The 26,472-nt window shown below is 33.8% G+C and carries 13 protein-coding genes; 8 read left to right on the plus strand and 5 right to left on the minus strand.

The window, feature by feature from the left end; all coding sequences use genetic code 11:
• Positions 1-40: 40 nt before the first annotated feature.
• From QWY92_RS16215 to QWY92_RS16225, 3 genes are all read right to left on the minus strand, one after another.
• On the minus strand, positions 41-1,552 hold the full coding sequence (locus QWY92_RS16215) for a phage tail sheath family protein (protein ID WP_290273144.1): 1,512 nt from the start codon (positions 1,550-1,552) through the stop codon (positions 41-43).
• 175 nt (positions 1,553-1,727) lie between these two features.
• Complete coding sequence (locus QWY92_RS16220) at positions 1,728-3,056, minus strand: exonuclease domain-containing protein (protein ID WP_290273146.1); 1,329 nt, start codon at positions 3,054-3,056, stop codon at positions 1,728-1,730.
• A gap of 210 nt (positions 3,057-3,266) precedes the next feature.
• Entirely contained in the window at positions 3,267-4,265 is a 999-nt protein-coding gene (locus QWY92_RS16225; RefSeq protein ID WP_290273149.1) for a metal-dependent hydrolase, read from the minus strand.
• A 481-nt stretch (positions 4,266-4,746) separates the two neighbouring features.
• Between QWY92_RS16225 and QWY92_RS16230 the strand changes: the two genes are divergently transcribed.
• The 6 genes from QWY92_RS16230 (at position 4,747) to QWY92_RS16255 (ending at position 16,607) form a co-directional block, all read left to right on the plus strand.
• Complete coding sequence (locus tag QWY92_RS16230) at positions 4,747-7,950, plus strand: SusC/RagA family TonB-linked outer membrane protein (RefSeq protein WP_290273151.1); 3,204 nt, start codon at positions 4,747-4,749, stop codon at positions 7,948-7,950.
• An 11-nt stretch (positions 7,951-7,961) separates the two neighbouring features.
• Positions 7,962-9,962 carry a RagB/SusD family nutrient uptake outer membrane protein gene (locus QWY92_RS16235; protein WP_290273153.1) on the plus strand — a complete coding sequence of 667 codons (2,001 nt, stop codon included), beginning with the start codon at positions 7,962-7,964 and terminating at the stop codon, positions 9,960-9,962.
• Between the two features lie 28 nt (positions 9,963-9,990).
• A complete protein-coding gene (locus QWY92_RS16240; protein WP_290273155.1) occupies positions 9,991-11,277 on the plus strand; it encodes a DUF5126 domain-containing protein in 1,287 nt (428 codons plus the stop codon).
• 14 nt (positions 11,278-11,291) lie between these two features.
• Positions 11,292-11,981 carry a DUF4998 domain-containing protein gene (locus QWY92_RS16245; protein WP_290273158.1) on the plus strand — a complete coding sequence of 230 codons (690 nt, stop codon included), beginning with the start codon at positions 11,292-11,294 and terminating at the stop codon, positions 11,979-11,981.
• A 235-nt stretch (positions 11,982-12,216) separates the two neighbouring features.
• Positions 12,217-14,661: a CBM96 family carbohydrate-binding protein gene (locus QWY92_RS16250; protein WP_290273160.1), complete on the plus strand. Its 2,445-nt coding sequence runs from the start codon at positions 12,217-12,219 to the stop codon at positions 14,659-14,661.
• A 17-nt stretch (positions 14,662-14,678) separates the two neighbouring features.
• Positions 14,679-16,607, plus strand: a complete 1,929-nt coding sequence (locus QWY92_RS16255) for a CBM96 family carbohydrate-binding protein (RefSeq protein ID WP_290273163.1) — start codon at positions 14,679-14,681, stop codon at positions 16,605-16,607.
• A gap of 116 nt (positions 16,608-16,723) precedes the next feature.
• Here QWY92_RS16255 and QWY92_RS16260 read toward each other — a convergent pair whose 3' ends face one another.
• Together QWY92_RS16260 and QWY92_RS16265 are read right to left on the minus strand one after the other, a co-directional pair.
• Positions 16,724-17,857 carry a TlpA family protein disulfide reductase gene (locus QWY92_RS16260; RefSeq protein ID WP_290273165.1) on the minus strand — a complete coding sequence of 378 codons (1,134 nt, stop codon included), beginning with the start codon at positions 17,855-17,857 and terminating at the stop codon, positions 16,724-16,726.
• Positions 17,858-18,018: 161 nt separating this feature from the next.
• Entirely contained in the window at positions 18,019-22,080 is a 4,062-nt protein-coding gene (locus QWY92_RS16265; protein ID WP_290273167.1) for a hybrid sensor histidine kinase/response regulator transcription factor, read from the minus strand.
• 197 nt (positions 22,081-22,277) lie between these two features.
• On the opposite strand from QWY92_RS16265, the gene QWY92_RS16270 reads away from it, so the two are divergent.
• Together QWY92_RS16270 and QWY92_RS16275 are read left to right on the plus strand one after the other, a co-directional pair.
• Positions 22,278-23,474, plus strand: coding sequence for a glycoside hydrolase family 88 protein (locus tag QWY92_RS16270; protein ID WP_290273169.1), 1,197 nt, complete (start codon positions 22,278-22,280; stop codon positions 23,472-23,474).
• A gap of 39 nt (positions 23,475-23,513) precedes the next feature.
• Positions 23,514-26,456 (plus strand): SusC/RagA family TonB-linked outer membrane protein, encoded by a 2,943-nt coding sequence (locus tag QWY92_RS16275; RefSeq protein WP_290273170.1) that lies wholly within the window; start codon positions 23,514-23,516, stop codon positions 26,454-26,456.
• The last annotated feature ends 16 nt before the right edge of the window (positions 26,457-26,472 follow it).

Raw genomic sequence — 26,472 nt, forward strand, 5'->3', positions numbered from 1 at the left:
GTTTTTAATGGATAGTTATATTAATTTATGATATTTTTATTTAAAGCTGATGTACAATTTTAATAATGGTAAACTCTGCAGGTTTTATTGTAGCTACCCCAATTTGAATTATCATTTTTCCATCTTGAATATCTTGAGTGGTCATGGTACGGCCTAAACCAATAGCAACAAAATAAGCCTCGCTGGGAGTAGAACCTTGCAGTGCACCTTGCCTCCATAATTGATTCAAATAATTTTCAGTTATTATTTTTACGTCTTGCCAAGTATCAGCAGTATTGGTTTCAAAAACCGTAAAATTTGTTGCTTTTTTTACTGATTCTTCTATTGTATTTGATAAACGTCTTACAGGGACATAACGCCATTCGCTATGGTTTGCCTCTAAAGTACGTGCACCCCAAACCATAGTACCTCTTCCGGTGAAAAAAGCAATTGGATTAATTGATTTTCCTGCAACGCCATCATTAGTGAGATAGGCCTGCTCCGCGCTTGTTAACTCTGGGGATGGCTTTGTAACTCCAGTAATACTTGCGTTTGCTGGGGCTTTCCATACACCACGATCTCTATCTGTTTTAGTATATATCGCTGTCACAGCTGCACTCGGAGGCAAAATTACTATGTGTTTTTGTAAGGCCGTTTTTATCAATTTATAAGCATTGGGGTTTGTTTTTTTTAATGAAATTAAATATGTTGTATGCTTTTCAATGGTATGAATACCTTCAAAAGCGACTTCTATTTTACTTTCATCATAACCATAAGAAAATGTGCTGTTCAGAAAAGGCATGTAGGCAGCACCATATTTTAAATCGCCTACTAAACCGGTTCTAAAATCAGTTACTGATGTTCTAAGATCATCTAGTGTAGCAACGTCAAAAATAGCAAAACGATCTCTTAACTCAGAACATTGATTTAGTGCAGCATAACAATAGTTGTAGTAGCCAGAACTTAAATGTACCGCATCAGGACTTACCAATAAGGTAACTTCATCTATTTGACGAACTGCCGAAAGAGCTTCAATGTAGGCCTCCGATTCATCGCTAAGATGTCGTTTTTCTAAATCGACATCATTGGGGATGGGAATAATATAACAAGCACCTCCGCCATTCATAAAGTAAAGGCGAAGTGCGTAATACATAGTCTGTTTTTCGGCTTCGCTGTCTGTGCCTAAATCAATTATTTTAACCGTATTGTTCGTTGCGTTTTGTTTTACTTTTATCTGATATTGATAAGGTTTGTAAGTACCGAAGTAAGACTCGTACTCATGCATACTACTAATTTTAACAGGAACTAAATCTCCATCTATCGGGTAAGTTGCTGTTTTTCCAATAAAAGCAGGTATTGCTGTAGCAACTTGAGCAACAGCAGGAGGTAAGGAAGAAGTTTCTTCGATGTAAACACCTGGAGCTTGGTATTCCGAGGCAGGACTATTCATTTTTTTCCAAGTGCCATTATCATAAATTAAAAGTGAGTCTCCTTTTTCGGTAACCGCTTTTACTTGTGCAGAAACTTGTAAACTAAAGATAAGGAGGAAGATAATATGGATTAATGTTTTCATAGTTTTGGTCGTTTTTGAACATATACATAAACCTCACTGTAATTAAAAAGCGAAGTGAAATATTTGCAACTTCTTTTTAGTTAGAATGTTAAGTTAAAGATATGGAAAAAGAAGTTATTTTTTCAAGCTGAAAAAATATTGACCAATTTTAATCTTTCTGTAAAAATATTTTTATCTAAGATTGATAACTTTTTATGATTTTCTGCACATCCATATTATCATTTTGTGGAATTAGGAAATTTTCTAATGCTTCATCCGAGGTAATTTGTTCCGAAGCATCAATAAAACCATAACCTAAGTAAATATTGTTCTTTATAAGCACAAAGGCTTCTTCTTCGGCATGTCTACCGTTTTGTTTGATAACAATATCTTTAGATTTTTCAAGCGTGTCGTTTATTGCTTTTTTTACTCGGGTATTATATGCGTCTACGGCTTCATTTTCGTTACAAATACCACGACAGGTTTCAATACTATAGTGCGAACATTGTGCAACACCTTCTTGTAAGTGACAGTATTTCGGGCACAGTTCAAAAGTGGTGCAAAGGCGCTCTAAAAATTGTCTGCAATCAGTAATACTATAAAAGGTGAATAATGGATTAGGGGTTGCTTTTAAGGTGTTGTAAGCTAGATGAATAATGCCTTTTCGGTCCTCAAACTTGGTAATGCCAAAAGCTTTTGGGTTTCTTTTAGAGACCTTGTTGTATTCTGGAAAATGTTCTTTAATTGCGGCATCTTCCATGAGTAACGCGATGAGTTCGCTTCCCGATAATTCAAAATCGATATCTGCGGTTTCACGACATAAGTTTAGTTCTTTTAATGATTTATTATAAAAATGACTTAACACGCGCTTTTTTAAATCTTTGGCTTTGCCAACATAAATAATGGTGCCTTTTTTGTTTTTGAAATAATATATTCCAGCTTCATTCGGGATTTTATTAAAAACAGCACTCGGCAGGTTAGGAGGCAAGGTGGCTTCTTTGGAAGTACTTTTTAGGAAATCGGCAAAAACGGTTTCTGAATTGTCTGCTTTTAATAACATTTCAAACAAAATCACTGTGGCTTCAACATCACCTTTGGCTCTATGGCGTCCATTTATATTAATATTTAAGGCTTTGCATATTTTTCCTAAACTGTAAGATTTATGCCCAGGAATTAATTTTCTAGAGAGTCGAACCGTACAAAGTTTTTTCCTATTGAAATCAATACCAATGTCTTTAAACTCGTTACGGATTGCATTGTAATCAAAATTCACATTATGAGCCACAAATATGGTGTTGGCTGTAATTTCTAGAATATCTTTTGCTATTTCTGCAAATGTTGGAGCGTTGGCAACCATGCTGGCATCAATTCCGGTTAAGGCTGTAATGTGCTCCGGGATGTAAGATTCCGGATTTACTAAGGATGTAAATTCCTTTATCGTTTGCGAGCCATCGTATTTAAAAATAGATATTTCTGTTATTTTATTTCCCGGACCCGTAGTCTCAACATCTATAATTGTGTACATTAATGTGCTCGTTTTCTTTAATTTAACGCCTAAAACATATGGTAAGTGTATCTTACTTAAAATGCAAGCGTACTACAAATGTAAGCAATAAATACTTTTAAATGTAGTTAAATGTTGTTCGGAGTGTCAAAGGTTTGATATATTGATTGTTATCTTTTATTATTTAGGTTTAGTAATCAGAAAACGATTTGAGTAATGATAAACAGCAGTCTAATTTCCTTTTAATCGCTGCCATAAATCACCCATGAGCTTTTTACCATCACGAGATGTTTTTTCTTGTTCAATAAAATGAACTGTTCCTGAGGCGTCCACGTCAATTTGATATTTAAAAACGAAATTTTGAGATTGTTTTTCAAAATTCATCACACCAAAACGTAAATCGTTATAGTATAATTTTCCGTTTACTTTATTAATAGTGTACCAACCTTCAGAAATAGCAATCATACGTTTCACTTTTTCGTTTTCTTTAAGTTTACCTAACCATTCGTGATGTTTTGGATAGGTTTCAAACTCGATGGATTTTGTATCAAAAAAAGAGTAATTTCCTAATAAATAAGCATCTTCAGTTTCAATATTAGCGCTCCATAAAATGGTGTTTAATGGCGATGGCCTTGTGTCTATTTGCTTATAATCAATGTTCTGAGTTTCGAGAGCTTCTTCAAATTTATGAAAAGCAACTCCTTTTAAAACAAAGGTTAATGCTAAATAAAGCGTGCTCATGGTAAGCCCTAAATAGTTATAAATTCGTCGTTTTTCCGAAGTTCTTTTTTGTAGCATGGCTAGTATTAAAAAGACTAAAAAAGGCAACGTATAAAGTGGGTCTATTACAAAAATGGTTTTAAAAGCCAAACGCATATCTATAGGCCAAAATAATTGTGTGCCCCATGTGGTGTGTGCATCTAAAATGGGGTGTGTTACTAATGCCCAGAAAAATAGCCAACTCCATCCTTTAAAGTCTTTATAGGTTTCATAACGCGATACGAGCCAACCAAAAAGCGGTGCAAAAAGTAAAGAGAACACTATGGAATGGGTAAAGCCACGGTGTATGGATAAGGCAGAAACCGTATCCGTAAAATAGGATGCGAAAACATCAAAATCGGGAATAGTACCGGCAATGGCACCATATAAAATAGCTTTATTACCAACTTTTTTGCCTAAAACAGCTTCGCCAACGGCGGCCCCTAAAATAATTTGCGTGAGTGAATCCATAATACAACACAAAAGTAAGGTTTAAGATTGAGAGTGAGGTTATCAAAAAAATGACCGTTATGTTTTATATAAATGAGGTGCGGTTTAATTGTTAAAAACGCAAAAAAAAGCACTGTTTTTTACTGATTTTCGGCTTAATTAGGTGGTTGTGTTTTTGTTATGTGTTTTATACTACCTAAGCACTGAGATTGTTGATGTGTTTTATATGTGTTTGATTTTCTGTGAGTTGTTAATTGTTTTAAAGCTAGTACATATGTTGTTTTTGGTAACATGAATTCTACAATGTAACAAAGTTACTACAAAACGGGAACGTTCGTTTTAATTCTATTCAGGGTTAGTCTTTAATTTTGATAAATAACTTTTTTTCACCGGTAACTAGGTGTCTATTAGTTTCTATAGCCATAGGAGTAGAAGTGTTTTTTTATTCCAAAAATATGGTCTCAACTAAAACGAATTACTAACCAAAACTAAATTTAATTGAATGAAACAGCATTTACGTACATTACTCAAAATAATGTTCTTTTTTAATTTAATGATGTCCACATCGTATACCACTTATGCGGCAAACGCAGATGGTGATATGCTAGACATTTTAAATGAACAGGAATTAATAATCGAAGGAACCGTCATAGCATCGGATAATGGTTTGCCCTTAGCAGGTGTAAATATTATGATCAAAGGGCAGAAAAACGGAACGTCTACCGATTTTGATGGAAACTTTATTTTGAAAGCAAAAGCTACCGACGTTTTAGTGATTTCTTATGTCGGATTTTTAAAACAAGAAATTCCTATAGGAGGGAAAACTAAGTTCGACATTATTCTAGAAGTTGATACGGCTAAATTAGACGAAGTTACTGTTGTAGCTTACGGACAGCAAAAAAAGGAAAGTGTTGTGGCTTCTATAACCACAGTAAAACCACAAGAATTAAAAATACCTTCTAGTAATTTAACGGCATCATTCTCAGGGCGAATTCCTGGGGTTATTTCTTATCAAACATCAGGAGAACCAGGAAATGATAACGCCGAGTTTTTTATCCGTGGTGTATCAACATTTGGGTATAGAACGTCACCATTAATATTAATTGATGGTATGGAATCTAGTGTGGACGATTTGGCCAGAATGGATGTAGATGATATAGAAAGTTTTTCTATTATGAAAGATGCATCAGCAGCAGCATTATATGGTTCTCGTGGCGCAAACGGTGTTATTTTAGTTAATACAAAAGAAGGAAAAGAAGGAAAGGCTAAAATATCTTTTAAATATGAAACCTACCTATCGTCTAACGTAAAAGATATTGAGTTTGCAGATCCTGTAACCTATATGAATTTATGGAATGAAGCTGTTTTTACATCTAGTAATGGAGGAGAAATTGTAAACCGTGTGTTTACACAAAACGAAATTGATAATGTGCAAAACAATGTAGATCCACAAATATATCCTTCAACCGATTGGTATGGTACGTTATTTAAAGATCATGCTATTAATAAGCGGTTAAACTTGAATGTTTCAGGTGGAGGTAAGGTTGCCAAGTATTATTTATCTGGAACCTATACTAATGATACAGGTATATTAAATGTAGATGAGAGAAATAATTTTAATTCTGGTATTAGTTTAAATAAAATACAAATACGTTCAAATAACAATATTAACATATCACCGAGCTTTAAAGCAAAAGTACAGTTTTATCTAGCTTTAGATGATTATACAGGACCTTTAGATGGTGCGCAAACGGTTTTTGATATGGTAGGGAAAACAAGCCCTGTTTTATATCCAGCATATTATGAGCCAGATGCTGCTAACCAGCATGCTACACAAATATTATTTGGAAATTACTTAGAAGGTGCCGATTATATTAACCCTTATGCAGAATCTGTAAAAGGATATAGAGATTACACCAGATCTAAATTAAGTGGACAAATTAATCTAGAAAAAGAATTCTCTAAAGATTTTAATGTGAGGTTAAAAGTAGGTTATGATAATTCTTCTTATTTTCAAACTAGAAGACAGTATAGACCTTTTTATTACAATATAGGGCGGTATGATAAATACACTGGAGACTATACATTAGCATGGCTTAACGAAGAGAGCAACCCGGAAGATGCTATTGATTATTCGCCGTCTTCAAGTCAAGTGTCTGCTGTTTTTTATTTAGAAGGCGCTGCTAATTATAGCAAACAATTAAATGATGATCATCTAATAGGAGGTACCTTGGTTTATACCATGCGTGAAGAAAAGAATAATACAGCTTCTAATTTACAAAACTCTTTACCTAATAGAAATTTAGGTTTAGCTGGTAGATTAAATTATGCTTATAAAGACAGATATTTTATCGAAGGTAACTTTGGGTATAATGGATCGGAACGTTTTTCTGAAGATAATAGATTTGGTTTCTTTCCATCTATTGGAGCAGGCTGGTATGTTTCTAAAGAAAAATTTTGGGAGCCTTTAGAAGATGTGGTGAACAAATTCAGAATCCGATCGTCTTATGGTTTAGTTGGTAATGATGCTATTGGTAGCGCTAGTGATCGTTTCTTTTATTTATCAGAAGTAAATCTAAACAATAGTGGTAATTCTGCAACCTTCGGAGAAGACCGAGAATATACTGTAAATGGTGTTGCTATTAATAGATATGCTAATAGTGCGATTACATGGGAGAATGCTGAGAAATTTAACTTAGCGGTAGATTTAGGCTTGTTTAATAGCAAAATAGATATTACTGCAGAGTACTTTTTTGATAAACGACATGATATTTTTATGGAGCGTTCAGAAATTCCTGCAAGTTTAGGATTATCAACAAATTTATATGCAAACTCAGGGGAAGCTGAGAGTCGTGGATTTGAGTTTTCATTAAAAGGAAACCATCATGTAAATAAAGATTTCTGGATTCAAACCATGGCTAATTTTACTTATGCAACCAGTGAGTTTTTAGCTTATGATGAGCCAGATTATACCAGTGCACCATGGAGAAGTAGAATAGGGCAACCTATTAGACAAAATTATGGTTATGTAGCCGAGCGTTTATTTTATGATGAAGATGATGTAATAAATTCACCATTACAAATAGGTGTGCAAAATTCTTATGAAGGTTATGGTCCTGGAGATATTAAATATAAAGATATTAATGGCGATGGCGTTATTGATAGTGAAGATAGAGTGCCAATTGGCTATCCTTCATCTCCTGAAATAAACTATGGATTTGGATTTTCAACAGGATATAAAAACTGGGACTTTAGCTGTTTCTTTAATGGTATAGCGCGTACATCCTTTTTTATAGATTCTTCTGGAACACAACCATTTTACCAGTATAGTGTTGATGAAGGGGAAGCTATCAATCAATTACTTGATATTTATGCACAAGATCATTGGTCGGAAGATAATAAAGACCCTTATGCACTTTATCCAAGATTAACACATGCTAGAAGTGATAATAATCGTGTAAATAGTACATGGTGGTTAAGAGATGGCTCTTACCTAAGGTTAAGACAAGTGGAACTAGGTTATAATATTTCTAAAGATTTTATAAAAAGTAAACTACCGTTATTACAAAGCGGAAGACTTTATTGTTCTGCAACAAACTTATTTACCATTAGTAAGTTCGATTTATGGGATGTGTCACTTTCTGGAGATCCATACAATTACCCAGTTCAAAAAGTATTTAACTTAGGGATTAGACTTGAATTTTAAAAAACAGCAATATGAAAACTAATATAAAACACATATTTATAATATTTACACTATCTGTGTTTATCACAGGGTGTTCAGATTATCTCGATATTGTACCAGATAATGTAGCAACAATAGCCGATGCTTTTGATGATGAAAACTCGGCAGAAAGCTTTTTATTTACTTGCTATAGCCATATGCCAAGATTAGGAGAGCCTAAAAATAATGTGGGCTTTTACGGAGGAGATGCATCATATAGAATAAATTCTGTAATTAGGGGAGATGAGCCAGCACATTTAGTGAATTCCGAGTTAGCATTAGGCGCGCAAGAAGCCGATGTTTCTTATTTGGATTATTGGAGTGGTGGTAAAAATGGAACCAATTTATACCTAGGTATTAATGATTGTAACGTATTTCTAGAAAACATCAACAGCCTGGTGTATATGGATGAGGATTTAAGAAAACGTTGGATTTCTGAGGTTAAATTTTTAAAAGCATACTATAACTTTTATTTATTTAGAATGTATGGACCAATTATTATTAATGACACTAATTTACCAATAGATGCTGATATTTCTGAAATTCATAAATTTAGAAGTCCAGTAGACGAATGTGTCACTTATATTGCCGATTTATTTCTTGAAGCTAGTGATGGTTTACCTTTACTAATAAACGATAGAGAAACGGAATTGGGTCGCGCAACAAAAGGAGCGGCATTAGCCATGCGCGCTAAAGTATTAGCTACTGGAGCTAGTCCGTTATTTAATGGGAATGCAGAGTATGCCAATGTAATTGATGCCAACGGGACACGTCTTTTTTCTGATTATGATGCTAATAAATGGCAATTAGCTGCCGATGCTTGTAAAATGGCTGTAGATACTTTAGAGTTTGCAGGTGTTCAGCTTTTTAAGTTTGATACTAGTGATATGCAATATCTACCAGCCAATGTTAACCGAGATGAAGTACCAGAAGAAATAGTAAATGTTTTAACTATACAGCAGTCACTATCAGAGCGTTGGACGGATGAGAAAATATTTGTTTCTACTAACGGAATAGCAGGAAGAATTCAAAATCATGCTCAAGCAAGAACACATGTTAAATTTCAGGGTAACGTTGAAGCTATGGGGTTCTATTCGCCTACTTTACGTATAGCCGAAATGTTTTATACTAAAAATGGAGTGCCAATTGATGAAGATTTAACATGGAATTATGCAGATCGTTATGGCTTAATCGATTATGATGTTGATAATGATAGCGATACAGATGGAAATGGAGTGCCAGATAATCAATATTTTGTAAAAGATGGTGAAACTACTGTAAACCTACATATGAATAGAGAGGTACGTTTTTATGGTAGTTTAGGATTCGATAGAGGAATTTGGTATGGTAACCCAGCACAATATAATTCTTCTGGAGGACAGGCAGGATTTGAAGATCATTATGTAGAAGGTAGAGCTTTAGAATATTCTGGTACGGCCATTGGTTCTGGGGTGTATTCTCAAACGGGGTATTTTCCTAAAAAATTAGTAAACTACGATAATGTTATTAGTAGTGACGATATGGATTACAGTAGAGAGAGTTACGCTTTTCCAGAGATGCGTTTAGCAGATTTATATTTATTATATGCTGAATGTGCAAATGAGGTAGATGATAGAGCAACGGCCTATATTTATATAGATAAGGTGAGAGAAAGAGCAAATTTAAAAGGCGTAGTGGAATCTTGGGCAAATTATTCTTCAAGTCCTAGTAAACCATCAACTAAAGAGGGATTTCGTGATATTGTGCGTCAAGAGCGTTTAATTGAATTGGTTTTTGAAGGACATAGATTCTGGGATTTAAAACGATGGAAATTAGCAGAATATTATATGAATATACCTTTTAGAGGTTGGAATTATTTAGGTAGTGAGCCTGAAGATTTTTATGTTCCAAATGTATTAGGCGTACCAACATATTCATTTAAAAATAATTTATGGCCTATAGAAACAGGTGAAATTTTGTCTAACCCTAATTTAATTCAAAATGGCGGTTGGTAGTCTTATTTTTAATTCAAAAACAACAATTATGAAAACTAAATATAAAATATCCTTTATTACCCTTATGGGCTTGTTTACTTTTATCGTTGCTTGTGGTAGCGAAGAGTTTATTGGTCAGCCAGCATCCGATGGGACAGCACCAGGCATGATATCAAATGTTTTAAGTGAAAGTACGCCCGGAGGCGCCAAAATAACTTATGATATTCCTACCGATGAGGATTTTTCTCATGTAGAAGCCGTGTATTATGTTGGCGAAGGTCAAGAAAGAAAATCTGTAGCCACTAAATACACACAAGAGTTATCTGTTAATGGTTTTGGAGACACACTTCCTAAAGAGGTTGAACTTTATGCGGTTGATAAAAGTGGCAATAGGTCAGAGAAAGTAGTGGCTGAAATAATACCGTTAACACCACCCTATATTACTATGAGGGAATCATTAGAAGTTTCAAGTGATTTTTCTGGTGTTTTGTTAAAATGGGAAAATGAAGCACAGGCTGATAATCTTGGAATTACAATTTTAAGATATGATGAATATGGCGATTTTGTGCCTTATGAAACGGTTTACGACGATGTTTCAAATACGAATTTTCAAAACGTAAGAGGCATGGATACGTTGCAAGTGGAATTAGGATTTTATGTAAAAGATCAATGGGGAAACATAAGTGATACACTTATTGGAGAGTTTAAGCCACTTTACGAAATACAATTAGATAGAACAAAATGGAAAGCCTTACGATTAGATACCGATATACCAGAGGAACAAAGTTCGCAACGATTTGAAAAAGCTTTCGATGGAGATATAACTAAATCGCGGTCTAATGCATTTAGTACTGTTTTAAATAAGGAAGAACAATATTCTCCGCTGCATTATACTATGGATATGGGAGAGATAAACTTATATAGTCGTTTTAAAATTTATGCTACAGAGTGGAATGGTTATTCACGTGGAGGAATGCATTTCTTTGAGATGTATGGTACCAATGATCAAAGTTTGATTGATAGAGAAACTAATGGCGCTTGGGAATGGTCTAATGGTGACAATCCACATGAAACAGGTAATTGGAGAGAAGAAGGCATGGACGGCTGGGAGCTTATTGGTGAGTTTGAAGTACTAAAAGCATCAGGGTTACCTGGGATAGAGAAAATTAATGCTATTGATAGACCATTTTCTGAAGGCGGTATGGAATTCCTTATGCCAGGAGGAACACCTCCATATAGGTATATTAGAATAAGACAAATTGAAAACTGGGATACAGTATACAAGGAAGTAACTTATGCCGAAATTGAATTTTTTGGAGCGCCCGTTAATAACTAATAAAATACAGACCAATGAAAAAAATATTAATAATAACATTAGCTCTAATTGCATTTTATAATTGTTCCGAAATGAACGATTTACATCAGCCATATTTAGATAAAGGTGAAGCCATTTATCCTGCAAAACCAGATTCTTTAATTTCTTTTTCAGGACATAATCGATTAAAACTACAATGGTTTGTACAATCGGATTTGAGCATAAAGGGCGCAAGAATCTTTTGGAACGACAAAGCCGATTCTCTTGATATTCCTATTACGGTAACTCCTGGAGTAAGAGATACTATTGGCGCCGTAGTTGAAAACTTGCCAGAAGGCGGTTATGTTTTTGAAGTGGTTAGTTTAGATAGCTATGGAAATAAATCTATTCCGGTAATTAGGTCGGGTAAATCTCTTGGCGATATATATTCGTCATCCTTAAATAATAGACAAATTCTTTCGTATAAAACAACCACGAATAATATCACTTTTACCATGAGTTCTAGTGATCCTGCCGATTATATTTACAGTGAGTTTCTTTATTATGATGAAAACAATGTTGAAGTAACAGCAGCGTTAGCATTAGATAATTTACAAACTATTAAAATTCCTTTAGATGAAATTGATATCACTAAAAACATAAAGTTTAGAAGTGTTTATCAACCGTTTCATAATGCTATAGATTTATTTTATACAGATTATAAAGAATTTATTATTGAAGAATAAACATAATCTCGATAATACTCAATCAATTATTATTTAATAATGATTAAAAGGTGTTTTCTCAAGGTTGTTGTGTTTTTCTTTTAAAAAGTATAATAATATATAGACATATTGTTTATACTACAACAGGCTTATATACATATAAGCCTGTTTAGTTTGCTATGTCTTCAAATTGATTTTTAAAATCTCTTAAACAGACCATGAGAAGATGCTTTTTGATAAATAAAAAGCACAAAAAATGAAAACAAATACTTTTAATTTAAAAAAAACAATAGCATCACTTTTATTTACTTTATGCTTTAGTTTTTTTAACGTTTACGCCACAGATTATTACATCGATGCTACAAATGGAGACGATTCAAATAACGGAACCTCTGCATCCACAGCATGGGAAACTTTAGCAAAAGTAAACACGACTATCTTTCAACCGGGAGATGCTATATTGTTTAAGGCTGGTGAGTCTTGGTATGGCACAATAAAACCACAGGGTTCAGGAGCTGTAAATAACCCGATAGTTATGGGTAAATATGGTTCGGGTGCTAATCCCGCAATACATGGCGATGGAACTGTAAACTGTTCAACAGAGACAACTAAAGTAAGATATTGCACCCTATATTTAAATAACCAAGAATACTGGGAAATACGTGATTTAGAGCTTACTAATTTTGATAGTTCCGAAGAAGGAGGGATTTCCTTAGAACAGTGGGAAATTAACAATACTAACAATTATGCAAACGTTCTAAAACCTGAAAAATATGCAGGTGTTAACTCTAATAAAGTTGCTATTTTAGTTGAAGCAAAAAATATGGGTGCCATTAACCAATTACATTTTATAAACCTTGAAATACATGGTGTAAATGGCGATATTTCAGATAAAGATAATGGTGGTATTTTTTTAGAAATATATAAAGGCGACAAAACGCCAACTTATTTTGACGATTTATTATTTGAAAACTGTTATATACACGATGTAGACAGAACAGGACTTTCTAATGTGTCGTATTTTGATACGCGTACATTAACTGAAAACACCAATTGGACGCCAACTTTAAACTTTGTAATACGTAATTGTACTTTTGAAAAATCGGGAGCTAATGCACTAATATTTAGAGCCGCAGAAAACCCTATAGTAGAGCATAATTTATTTACCCATTGTTCTATTAAAGAAACAGGTAATGCAGCTTTTAATTTTAATACCGATAATGCCGTGTTTAGATTCAATGAAGCACGTTTTACCAAATATAATGTTGGAGATAACGACGCAGGAGGATTAGATAGTGATTACCGCACAAAGAATACCACTTTAGAATATAATTACATTCATGATAACGATTTTGGAATATTAATAACAGGTGGTCCAGGTTCAGGAACAGGATTTAATGATAATACTATTTTTAGATATAACATTTTAGAAAATGATGGTGTTTTAGAAACCGAAGGTTACGGTGCTTGGGCTTTCAAAATATCTGGTAATGCTACAAATACGCATGTTTATAATAATGTGATTTATGTGGGGACTTCTAAGAGTTATACGGATATTGTTTATCATAAAAACTGGAATGGCGGGCAACCAGATGGTTCTTTTTATCATAATAATATATTTTATAATGAAGGAGCAGATACAGCATTTAACATTACAACTAGTACAAATAATTATTTTTCAAATAATCTGTTTTACGGAAACACCATGTTATCTGTACCATTAGATATTAATAAAATAATAGCAGACCCTAAGTTGAGTAATCCAGGAGGTGGCGAGTCTGGCTATACATTAGCATCAGACTCACCTGCTTTAGCATCGGGCGTACGTTTATCAACTACACCTGATAAGGATTTTTACCAGAATACCATTCTAGAAGCGGCTTCTATCGATATAGGAGTAGAGCAGATTACAGAAGACTTTGTTTTTCAAACAAGTAATAACGTTTTAGTTATGGAAGATAGTTTTGTAAGAGGAGGTTCTAATTATGAGACTAATTATGATGGAACCCTAATGGAAATAAAAGAAAGCAGTACTGGGAACTTAGATTTTGCTAGACGCGTGTGGTTAAAATTTGATGTGAGTGCTTATAGCAATATAGCAGCTGCGACATTGCATATTTCAGGAAATCAATCAGCAGGTACGCCTTTCAATATAAATGTTAATGAAGCAGCTGATTTATGGACAGAAGAAACTATAACATGGGATAATGCTCCTGCAGTATCCTCACTTATTGGAACTTTTGCTACCCCTGGAGATATTGATAGCGCCTATCAAGATTTAGAAATAGATATTACTAATTATGTTAAAAGTCAAATAGCAGGTGATAAAATAGTGTCTTTAAATTTAGCAGCGGCAGAAGCTTCTACGAATACTTTTAAAATCAATCATAAAGAAAATACTTCTGGCGTAGCAGCGTATATACGAATACAAGGTACTACACTTGGACTTGATAGTAAAATGAAATCGGAATTCGTTATGTTTCCAAATCCAGCTCAAGAGTCTTTTTTAATACAAACTTCAAACGCTGAAATCAGTCATGTAAAAGTGCTCTCTATCAATGGAAGTCTACTTTATAATATAAATGATGTAAACTCTAAAAGCTTAACGGTTGATGTTTCTAATTTTCAAACGGGAGTCTATTTTGTTCACATTAAAAATACACAAGGGGAGCTAAGTGTTGAGAAATTAATTAAAAATTAGACGTACACCTTAAAAATATGAGAAATTATAAAGCACAAATTTTAAAACGACGTGTGATAAGAATCAACTTATTGGCTGTAATTCTATTATTGTCTACAGCGTCATTTGCTCAAAACCCGAACTATCAAGCCATTCGATTAAACAATGGAAATCCAATTGTTGTACCAGCAATGTTTAGTAACCCGGCTGATGGAGAAAATATTAACGGACCATCTCTAATTCGTGTTCCAGATTGGATACCATTAAGTGAACGTGCCGATGTAACGGCGCAATACTATTTATACTTTGCGCACCATTCAGGAGATTATATACGTATGGCTTGGGCGGCAAATATAGAAGGTCCTTATAGTTTGTATAACGATTTTGTAACCGTTGGAGATAGAGGCGTTTTAGATAATAATGGCAGTAATATTGTCTTGGATAATAACATCTATATTGAAGAAAATCACCTGGCATCTCCAGATGTTATGGTTGATGATGCAAACCAGCGCATTATCATGTACTTTCATTCAGGGTCTTCTTATTATGTAAACAATGTGGAGCAGAATGATCAAGTGACTTGGGTATCAACATCACCTTATGGTTTAGAATTTTATGATGGTATTGAATCTGTTCAGTTAGGAAGTTCTTATTTCCGTGTGTTTGAATATGATGGAGATTTGTATGCTTTTGATAATGGAGCAAAAACTAATAAAGCTTTAGATGGCGCAAATCCATGGGCAGTGCCATCAGGGCACGATTTTACCAAACAATTATGGGATAGAGCTTCAAATAACGTATTTGCAGATGATATTCCTGTACCTAGTGGCGATTTAAGAATCCGTCACACGGGTGTTCATGTTGATGGAAATCAATTGCAAACATTCTATTCCAGACGGGGAGATCTTCAAGAAAGAATTCAATTATCGACTATAGACCTGACGGTAGATTGGGAGTCGTGGGACCCAACATACGCGCCAATAGAAATTTTAACACCAAACCCAGGTTGGGAAGGAGGAGAGCGCACTCTGGCTAACTCTGAAACAAGTTCGGGTGTGGATTTAAATCAATTAAGAGATCCTGACGTTTTTGAAGATGTCGACGGACAATTATATGTCGTTTATACAGGAAATGGAGAAGGCGGACTTGGAATAGCAAAACTATACGAAGCACCACCAATAACTAAAACCTTAACAACAACAGCAGATGCTCATGTTAGAGAAGGTAATACGTCTAATTATGGCGCATTAAATAATTTAACAGCATCAGCCGGATCAAGTACTACTAGTAATAGAATGATTTATATGAAGTTTGACTTAACCGGAGTTACAGAAATAGAACATGCCGTAGTGCGTTTGTATGCAAATACCACTAATAGTGGTACCTCCGTTCTTGATTCAGGAGGGCCTTTAACTGTTTATGAAACATCAAGTAATTGGGATGAAGGCACAATAACTTCAAGTAATGCGCCTGCATTAGGAGATGTAATAACCACAAACTATTTAACAGATGATGATAAATATTATGAGTGGAACATTACCGAATATGCAAAAGCAAATTTAGGCTCGGAAATAAGTGTTGTTTTCGATATTGCACCAGATAATACGGCAAGTCATAAGTTTGATAGTGTGAATAAAGATGGGGGCAACCCAGGACAATTATTAATATCAGATAATATCACATTATCAGCAAAAGCGCTATTGAGTAATGCGGAATTAACAACATTAAAAGCTTACCCAAACCCATTTGTAGATAATTACACGTTAGAATTAACAGATTATGATGGGCAAAGTAAAGTTGAAGTGGAATTAATTAGCTTATCTGGTGGTGCGTTAGTATTTAAAGAAACGTACAATAAATCAGTAATTAATTTCAAAAACAAGTCTTTAGAAACCGGAGTTTATGTTTTGAAAGTATCTTATAACAATGGTAAAACCTTAATTAAAAAAATGCTTAAAACAGATTAATAAGCATACTAACTATTTATACTAATTATCAACTAAACGAGTTAAACCTGTTGTGCATTTCGTTAGAAATGAGCAACGGGTTTTTTTCTAACTATGATGTCGTTCAGGTTGAAAAATTAGTTCTTTTTTGGTCCGCGTTTTGCTCTGTTTCTATTAAATCCAGCAGTAATGGCGCCTTTATTCTCAACTGTTAATGTAATGGTGTATTCATGCGTCATAGCTTCACACATGGTGGGTGTGCAGCCAAAATAATGTAAAGAAATCTTAATATTATCTCCAGCTTTAGCATTTTTAATATCAACTACAAATTGGCGTGGTTTGGTATCGCTGTCTCCTTCACCTTTGTTAGCGGTGGCTTCTATCGGTGTGGCCTGCATAGTATTTAGTAATGTTAGTTTATACTTCATAGGAGGGACTAAGTTATTCCAATGTGTATCATAAATAGGGTCTGGAAAAAAGCTTAAATATAATTTTCCTTCTGTTCGATTTAAATCTAACGGATCCATTTCTGCACGTAATTTTACATAATAGGTTTCATTAGGTGTGCTAGGTGTTATGCTTAGTGTTTTTAGGCTTGTAGGGCGTTCTACTTGCAACGCGTTAGTCACGTTTCCTGGTAAAACAGAGCGTTTTATTCTAGGAAGGTTTAATGTACTTGCTAATGTTGTAGTGCTACTAGGTCCAATAAACTGCTCTAAGGCATTACGTAATTCAGCCTCGTTTATATTAGAGGAAGCGTACAAAATTTTTCCTTTTGGCGAAATAAGATATACCGATTCAGAATTAGACAATAGAGCTGTTTTTATGTCGTCCTGCATCGTATCGGCAAGCCATGGCACTTTGGTATTTAACTTCTTTTTTGCGGCTTCAATGTGCAGTAAACGTTCCGAAATATTTTGCGATTCAACATAGCCATTAAGTTCCGGGTGTCTTAAGCTTTTATAGAAATATGAAAAAACCACATTTTGATTAGCATAATCAGCGTATGCCGTTTCAATGGCGCTGTAATCTCTGTGGAAATGTGGACAGGTTAAGCAACCAGAAGATAATACCAGGTATTTATCTTGCTGAATAGCTTTGAGATTGATTAATTTACCAGAGGTGTTATAGGCTTTTAGTTCGGGTATGGTTGTACCAATTAGCGTTTCGGGCATTAAGCCGCGTCGTCCTTTATTGTTCTGTTTTTGTTGTGCAAATGTTATAGCTGTTGCAAAGCCTAAAATTAATAGAGCAAATTGTTTTAAGAACATGTTATGATCGTTTAGTTCATCGTTGGACTCCAATACTCAAATAAAGTTTAATTATTGGGAGCTTTAATTTTGAAGAAAACCGTTTCTTAAAAAGTCAAATAGCTAAGTGTAATTTTTTTTAGATGACATATCTCAATTCAAATAATTTCTTAAAAAAAAAATTATTCTTCGGAAACGTCAAAGTTTTCCTTGATAAATTCCGAAGGTGTTTTTCCATATTGCTTTTTAAACGATTTAGAAAAGTAGTTGTGCGAGTTAAAACCAACGGCAAATCCAATTTCATTAACTAAATAATCGCCTTGTTTCATCAGTTCAACCGCATGTTTTAATCTAATACTTCTAATAAATTCGGTCGCCGATTGGTTGGTTAACGAAGTTAGTTTTCGGTGTAAATGAGTTCTACTTAGATGTAATTTTTCAGTTAAATATTCTACAGAAAAATCAGGATTACTAATGTTTTTTTCTACCAAACTAATGGCGTTTAAAAGGAATTTCTTATCTAAATCAAGTACTTCAATATCGCTTTCCCAAACCTCTTGCTGTGTTGAAAATAAAGAGCGAAGGGTTTTTCTAGAATTTAATAAATTATGTATTTGTGCCACTAAAATATCTTCATTAAAGGGTTTCGAAACATAAAGGTCGGCACCCGAATTAATACCCGAGATTCTGTCTTTAACCGTGTCTAAGGCTGTGAGTAATACCACGGGCGTATGGCTAATTCTAATATCGTTTTTAATTTTTGCACATAATTCTATACCGTCCATTTCTGGCATCATAATGTCTGAAATTACTAAATCTGGAAACAAAGAATGTATTTGTTGGTAGGCTTCGTTACCATTTTTTGCAGTTGCAATCCGGAAATGGTTTTGTAAAGAACTTGATAGAAAATCTAATAATTCAGGGTTGTCTTCTGTAATTAATATTAAGGCTTCTTGGTTTTTTGTCTGTTCTTCTGCTTGGTTTTCAGTATTTATTATTTGTGAAGTTTCAAAAGAAATAGGAGTAGGGTTCGAGGTGTTTTCGTTATTAATAATGGTTTTTAATGCATTTGGTTGGTGCTGAGGTATGCAAATGCAAAATGCAGAACCTTCGCCTTCTAATGTGCTTACAATCAGTTGTCCGTTGTGCATGGCAATGTAATTTGTAGATAATGAAAGACCAATACCTGTGCCTTTATTATAATTATTTTCTGTTTGGAAAAAGCGTTCAAATATTTGAGGCAGGGTCTCTTCTGAAATGCCATAACCAAAATCCGAAATATTAATAGAAATATAATCGTCATTAATATGGTCTCCAACCGTATAAATGTTCCAATTTGGCTTAAAGGCTGGCTTCTGGTTGTTTTTTATGGTTAAGGTTATTGTGGTATTATCGGGCGAATATTTAAACGCATTCGATAGCATGTTTACCAAAATCTTATCTAATTTATCGGTGTCAAAATCTATTTTTAAATTTGGAACTTCCGATATAAACTGGAAATTTATACCACGTTGCTTAGCGTGTTCTTCAAAACAATCAAAAACATTTTTGGAGAAAGAAATAATATCGGCATTAACCGGGAGTAGTTTTAATTTACCTGAGTCGGCACGTCTAAAATCAAGAAATTGATTAATAAGCCTTAATAATCTATCGGTGTTGTTTTTAATTAAGGCTAATTGTTTATTCGTGGATGCATTGTTTGTTGTACTTTTTAAAAGTCTATTTACGGGGCCTTGAATTAATGTTAATGGCGTTCTAAATTCGTGAGAAATATTTGTAAAAAACTGAAGTTTCATTTGGTGCAGTTGTTCTTCATTTTCGCGATGTATTTTCTCCATACTTATTTGAGAGCGTAAATTCTGACGGTTTATTACTTGTTTTCTGAAATAATAAATAGACGCTACAAAAGCCAAAAAGTAAGCTAAATAAGCATACCAACGCTGCCAAACGGGCGGGATGATATTAATGTTTATTTTGGTAGAAGTCTCGTTCCAAACGCCATCATTATTAGCTGTTTTAACTTCAAAAATATAGTCGTTTGGCGGAATATTTGTAAAATTAGCTTTGCCATTATAGTCGGTTTCAATCCATTCATCTGTAAACCCTAAAAGCCTATATTTAAAGGTGTTTTTCTTAGGGTTAATATAGTTATTGGAGGTAAACTGGAAGCCAATAAAATTTTGAGTATGATGAAGCTCTAGAGCTTTATTGGTATTGAATAGAATATCTTTATTATTAACCTGAACTGATATAATATGTGCTTTTGGAGGCTTTGGGTTTTTTATAATTCGAGTTGGAGCAAAACGAATAACCCCGTTAGAGCCTCCAAAAAACAAATCGCCATTTGTTGCTTTTAACGCCGATGTTGGATGAAATAAATCGCTTTGTAAACTGTTATTGGTGATATAAGATTGCCCTACGTTGGTTTGTTTATCAAATTTACATAAGCCGTTTTCGGTAGTTAGCCACAGGTTTTTTTCGCTGTCCTCAAGTATCGAAAATACTTCATTTCCAGATAGACCTTCTTTAATACTGAAATTTTCAAAATCACCAGTTTTAGGGTCAAATTTATCCAGTCCGGCACCATTAGTTCCTATCCATAAATAGCCTTCACTATCTTCGTGAATACAATATATATAGTTATTAGAAACGCCTTTCGGGTCATTTTTATTTTCAAAGTAACGAATAAATTCTCGTGTGCCTTTTTTTAATTTATTGAGTCCGTTTCTGGTAGCAAACCAAATATTTTTATTGTTATCTTCAAGAATGTAATGTATGCTATTGTTAGAAATGGATTTGATGTCGAGCGGATTGTGTCGGTATCTAGAGATTTTTTTTGATTCAAAATTATAAAAGAAAGCACCTGAAGGATAGTCGCTTACCCATATCCCGTCATCTGTAGTTAAAATATCTAAAGCTTGAAACCCTATATCAAACGCTGCATTTAATCGCTCAAAATTAGTGGCGCCTTTTTTTAGATATAGCACGCCCTCGCCGTAGGTACCTACCCATAAGGTTTCGTTTTTATCATAAGCTAATGCTTTTATATTTTCAATTTTTCTTCCTTCATAAGAAATGGGAAAAGTAGAAAACGCATTAGTTTTTGGGTTGTATTGGTTAATGCCACTATCATCTAAGCCAATTAAAACGTTGTCGCTATTAGGTACTTGAGCAAAACAACTAACAATATTACCATTTAAAGTTCTTTTTGTGGTAGACTGATTGTAGCGAATAAAGGAGTTGTTAAAGTCGCTATGAAAGGCTAAACCGCCCATCCAAGTGCCCATCCAAATGTTTTTTTGAGAATCTTTATATAAAGACCAAATGGAATGGTTAGGCAGTTCGGAATAATTTTGTTGGTCTATTTGGTAAGTTATTTTAAAGTCTTTAATTAAAGTAATGCCATTATAAGTTGCTACCCAAATTCTGTTATTTTCATCTTTTAATAAGCTTCTAACTTGGTTGCTAGGTAATTTAAAAGCATTATTTTTTGTTTCTGAAGCGGAGTAGTGCTTTTTTTTATTGTTAATTATATTGATAGAGAGCAAACCTTTAGATTCGTAGCCAATCCAGATGTAATCATCATCTATTAAAACAGACCGCACCATATTGCTTAACCCTTTTGTTAAAAACTGAAAGGTGTTAGAGCCTGCTGTTGCAAAATAGATGTCTCCATCATTATAAAATACCCAAAGTGTTCCTTTTTCATCAATAGAAATACAACTCACACGGGCGTTTATATTATCCGTTTTTTTGTAAAAAGCTCTGTTTTTTTCAGGATCTAAAATACCAAAACCATGCTCATCTGAAAACCAAAGATCACCTGTTTCATCTTGAAGAATAGAGGTGATGTTTTTACCAATATTGTTATCATGTTGATCTTTTATGGTATATCTTTTAAAATTATCTTCATTGGGATTATAATGGCAAAGTCCATTTTCGGTAGCCACCCAAATACGTCCATTATGGTCTTTATAAAGTTTGTTTATTCTATTTGTAGGCAGTGAAAGATCGTTATTTTGTAAATGACTATAGCGTTTTGTTTTAATTGAATTGTAAGAGAAAACCCCATTATTTGTGCCAAACCAAATAAAGCCCATATCATCTTCTACAATTGAAGTTACTTGAGAGTATGCTACACCGCCATCTGGGGTTACTTTGCATATGGATATGAAAGGATCGGTGGTAGCATGAAGTAGCACTGTAAATAAAAGATACAGTAAGGCGCAAGAAAAAAGTCTCATTATAGGGTTGGTTTAAAAAAACTAAAGTACAAATAATATCAAGTTTAGGCTTTAAGTGTTATTAGTAAAAGCTAGTAATTATGTTGTTATTTGGAACATTTGTATCCTAATGAAACATAATTGATACTAATAGGGAACGATAATTATAAATTTAAGAAATATGATGGGGTATTTTTGTTAATCTAAAATTTTACTGTATGAAACGGATTCCTATTTTATTACTATTTATTGTTTTGTTGCAATCATGTCAAGTCTCTAAAAACAAAAAGGCTGGAGATGATAAATTAATTAATACCATATCAGAACAACTTTCTTATTTTCCTGAAATAAAAGATACTTTAGATCTTAAATCTTCTCGTCGAATTTTTCCACGAACTCTAACGGCATCAGGTAAACTTCATTTAGTAGGAAAAAGAGATTGGACTAGCGGTTTTTATCCTGGCGTTTTATGGTACATGTATCAATTAACAGGAGAAAATAGTTGGAAAGAAAAAGCAGAATATTATACTTCCCAATTAGAAAGTGAACAATTTAATGACTCAAATCATGATTTAGGTTTTAAAATGATGCCAAGTTATGGAGAAGGGTATAAGCTTACTAAAAACGAAAAATATAAAGACGTTTTAATACAATCGGCAAAAACATTAATTACCAGATTTAATGAGAACGTTGGAAGTATTCGATCTTGGGATCATAATACGGATAAATGGGATTTTCCGGTAATTATAGATAATTTAATGAATTTGGAATTATTGTTTTGGGCATCTAAAGAAACTGGCGACCCTGTATTTTATAACATCGCCGTTACGCATGCCAATACCACCATGAAATATCATTTTAGAAGTGATTACAGTTCGTACCATGTGGTAGGTTATGATCCTGAAACAGGAGAAGTTATTTCTAAAAACACACATCAAGGTTATGCTGATGAGTCTTCATGGTCAAGAGGCCAAGCTTGGGCACTTTACGGATACACCATGATTTATAGAGAAACTAAAGATCCGAAGTATTTAAAACAAGCAGAACACGTGGCGAATTATATTTTAAACATAGAAAAATTACCAGAAGATTATGTGCCACTTTGGGATTTCGATTTAAAAGATTTTACAAATGAACCTAGAGATGCTTCGGCAGCAGCTGTTATGGCCTCTGCTTTTTTAGAACTTAGTGAATATTCAGAAGATAATAGTAACACTTACATAACTACAGCTGATAATATTTTAACCTCATTATCGTCAAATAAATATTTTAGCGCAAAAGGTACTAATAAAGGTTTTTTATTAGCGCATTCCACAGGGTCTAAACCAAAAGATTCCGAAGTTGATGTTCCGTTAATCTATGCAGATTATTACTATTTAGAAGCTTTACTAAGACAAAAAAAACTTGCTAACTAAACTAAACTAACCAACTAAACTAAAACTAAAACTAAATTTATGATGAAAAAGCAACTATTAATCAAACCCATATGTTTGGCGTTTATTTTATTTACCTTTTTTGGGTATGCTCAAAATAAAACGATAACAGGACAGGTTTTGGGTGAATACGGCGGTGCATTACCAGGTGTTTCTGTACTTTTAAAAGGTACTAACACTGGAGCAATGACAGATTTTGACGGAAATTTTACTCTGCAAATTTCGGGAGAAGCAAATACGCTTATTTTTAGTTACATAGGTATGGAAACTCAAAATATCGAAATTGGTAATAAAACCGTTATTAATACGGTAATGAAAACCTCTGAAACAGCCTTAAATGAAATTGTTGTTGTGGGGTATGGGACTCAGAAAAAAAGTGATGTTACAGGATCGGTAGTGTCCGTTAGTACAGAAACACTTGAATCTCGACCTAGAACCAGTTTAGAGCAAATGCTTCAAGGAACAATGGCAGGTATGAATATCAGTGTTAATGCTTCAAATGCTGAAGGATCAAGTAATTCGATGTTAATTCGTGGACAAAATTCTATTTCAGCTTCAAATGGGCCTTTAATTATTTTTGACGGTGTGCCTTATGCGGGAAACCTATCGGAAATTAACCCGAAAGATGTGGGCTCTTTAGAAGTTTTAAAGGATGCTTCTGCGGCAGCAATTTATGGATCTAGAGGTGCAAACGGTGTTATTCTTATTACTACGAAAAAAGGTAAAGAAGGACAAATGACTGTGAATTATTCGGTTTCTACAACATTCAACCAACCGATAAATATTCCTAGTTTAATGGATGGTAAAACATTTTATGAAGCTAAAATAGGCAGAGGCTTATCAACTTCACTTGTGGAAGATGAAGGTTATGCTGAAGGCAGAAATACTGATTGGGTGGATCTTGCTACAAGAACAGGGCAAACCTTACAACACGATTTGTCTTTTTTAGGCGGTTCAGAAAAAACAAAATATTATGTATCGATGTCTTATTTAAATTCCGAAGGTGTTTCTCTTGGGGATGATTTTAAGCGTTATACTTTAAGATTAAATTTAGATCATAAATTATTGCCTTGGATGACGTTTAACACAAGTACACAATATGGTTATTATGACCGTAGTGGAAATAATGCGAGTTTTTCAACAGCATTTAGCATGAATCCTTTAGGTGTTCCATTTAATGAAGATGGTACTCAAACATTAGAAACTTGGGACGATGGTGTTTTTGTTGAAAACCCTTTAGCAGGATTGTTATATGATAATAAAGATATAACAAGACGATTTACTTCTAATAATAGTATTTTAATAGATGTGCCTTTTATTAAAGGTTTGTCTTATAAAATAAATACAGGTTACGATTATCGTTCTAGATTAGTACAAACTTACAGAGGAAGAAATACGCGCGCAGGTTTAAGGGTTGGAGGATCGTTAGATTTAGCTAATGAGTATGATGAAGATTGGCTTGTTGAAAACATTATCAGTTATAAAAATACATTTGGTAAGCATTCTATCTTTTTAACCGGATTATATAGTGCACAAAGCGAATGGGCAGAAAATCATGATGTAAGTGCAGAAGGTTTTCCAAATGATGTGATGACGTATTATCAAGCCGGTAAAGCTAGTTTAATAGAGCCAACGGCTTCATATAATAAGCAAACACACCTGTCTCAAATGGTTAGAGCTAATTATGCGTTTGATTCTAGATACTTGCTAACATTAACGGCTCGCCGCGATGGGTATTCAGCATTTGGAACCGATAGTAAGTTTGGTATATTTCCATCGGCAGCATTAGGTTGGAATATTTCAAACGAGAAATTTTTAGAAAATTCTAACACGATAAATAATTTAAAATTAAGATTATCTTATGGTGAAAGCGGAAATGAAGCCGTTTCGGCATACTCCACATTACCAACGCTTTCATCTGTAGATTATGTAGATGAAAACGATGGAACATTATTCGGGTTTTACCCAAGTAGATTAGGAGATCCTTCTTTAGGTTGGGAAACTACGGTGTCGTTTAATGCTGGTCTTGATTTTGGACTATTTAAAAATAAAGTAAGAGGTTTAATTGATGTGTATTCATCTAAAACTTCAGATCTTTTATTGAGTAAATCAATATCAAATGTTAATGGTACAGGTTCTATAACTCAAAATATTGGTGAGACTTCAAATACAGGGGTTGAATTTCAAATATCAACTGTAAATGTGAGAAACTCCAATTTTCAATGGAAAACAAATTTTAATATAGCGCATTATAATACTAAAATTGTTAATGTAGGTTTAACAGATGTTGATGGAAACTATATTGATGATGTGGATAATGAATGGTTTATAGGGGAACCAATTAATGTTAATTTTGATTATGTATTTGATGGTATATATCAAGAAGATACTGTTGGTACTCCACAAGGCGATGTGGATGCTGGAGATATTCGTTATTTAGATTTTAATGAAGATGGCTCTATAACACCAGATGATAAGCAAGTTATTGGACGTCAAATTCCTGATTTTATAGCAGGATTAACCAATACTTTTGAATATAAAAACTGGACGTTTAGTTTCTTTTTAAATATGGTTTCTGGCATTACACAAGCGAATGCATTATTATATACTCAAGATAATGATCTTAGAGAAAATAGATATAATGTAGATTTTTGGACTCCAGAAAATCTAAGTAATACGTACCCAAGAAATGATAGAACGGCAAGTGTAAATCCTCGTAGCATGGGGTTTTATCGTAGTACCGATTTTATAAGATTACAAGATGTAACATTGAGCTACCAATTTCCAACAGATGCATTGGATAAATTGAAAATTGATAACCTTGAGCTTTTTGCTAATGTTAAAAACTTATATACGCAAACAGATTGGATTGGTTTAGACCCTGAGTTTTCAAATAGTTCATCTCAACAAACAGCAGTGCCTCAAACCACTTCTTTTTTACTGGGATTAAAAATTAGCTTATAATTTAATTATATAAAAA

Source organism: Algibacter miyuki, assembly GCF_030409805.1.
GTDB classification, from domain to species: domain Bacteria; phylum Bacteroidota; class Bacteroidia; order Flavobacteriales; family Flavobacteriaceae; genus Algibacter; species Algibacter miyuki.

Coding starts and splice junctions, on each gene's coding strand:
- QWY92_RS16265 (WP_290273167.1), bottom strand. CDS start 22,080: ATGAGACTTTTTTCTTGCGCCTTACTGTATCTTTTATTTACAGTGCTA.
- QWY92_RS16260 (WP_290273165.1), bottom strand. CDS start 17,857: ATGTTCTTAAAACAATTTGCTCTATTAATTTTAGGCTTTGCAACAGCT.
- QWY92_RS16250 (WP_290273160.1), top strand. CDS start 12,217: ATGAAAACAAATACTTTTAATTTAAAAAAAACAATAGCATCACTTTTA.
- QWY92_RS16275 (WP_290273170.1), top strand. CDS start 23,514: ATGATGAAAAAGCAACTATTAATCAAACCCATATGTTTGGCGTTTATT.
- QWY92_RS16240 (WP_290273155.1), top strand. CDS start 9,991: ATGAAAACTAAATATAAAATATCCTTTATTACCCTTATGGGCTTGTTT.
- QWY92_RS16230 (WP_290273151.1), top strand. CDS start 4,747: ATGAAACAGCATTTACGTACATTACTCAAAATAATGTTCTTTTTTAAT.
- QWY92_RS16245 (WP_290273158.1), top strand. CDS start 11,292: ATGAAAAAAATATTAATAATAACATTAGCTCTAATTGCATTTTATAAT.
- QWY92_RS16225 (WP_290273149.1), bottom strand. CDS start 4,265: ATGGATTCACTCACGCAAATTATTTTAGGGGCCGCCGTTGGCGAAGCT.
- QWY92_RS16220 (WP_290273146.1), bottom strand. CDS start 3,056: ATGTACACAATTATAGATGTTGAGACTACGGGTCCGGGAAATAAAATA.
- QWY92_RS16270 (WP_290273169.1), top strand. CDS start 22,278: ATGAAACGGATTCCTATTTTATTACTATTTATTGTTTTGTTGCAATCA.
- QWY92_RS16255 (WP_290273163.1), top strand. CDS start 14,679: ATGAGAAATTATAAAGCACAAATTTTAAAACGACGTGTGATAAGAATC.
- QWY92_RS16235 (WP_290273153.1), top strand. CDS start 7,962: ATGAAAACTAATATAAAACACATATTTATAATATTTACACTATCTGTG.
- QWY92_RS16215 (WP_290273144.1), bottom strand. CDS start 1,552: ATGAAAACATTAATCCATATTATCTTCCTCCTTATCTTTAGTTTACAA.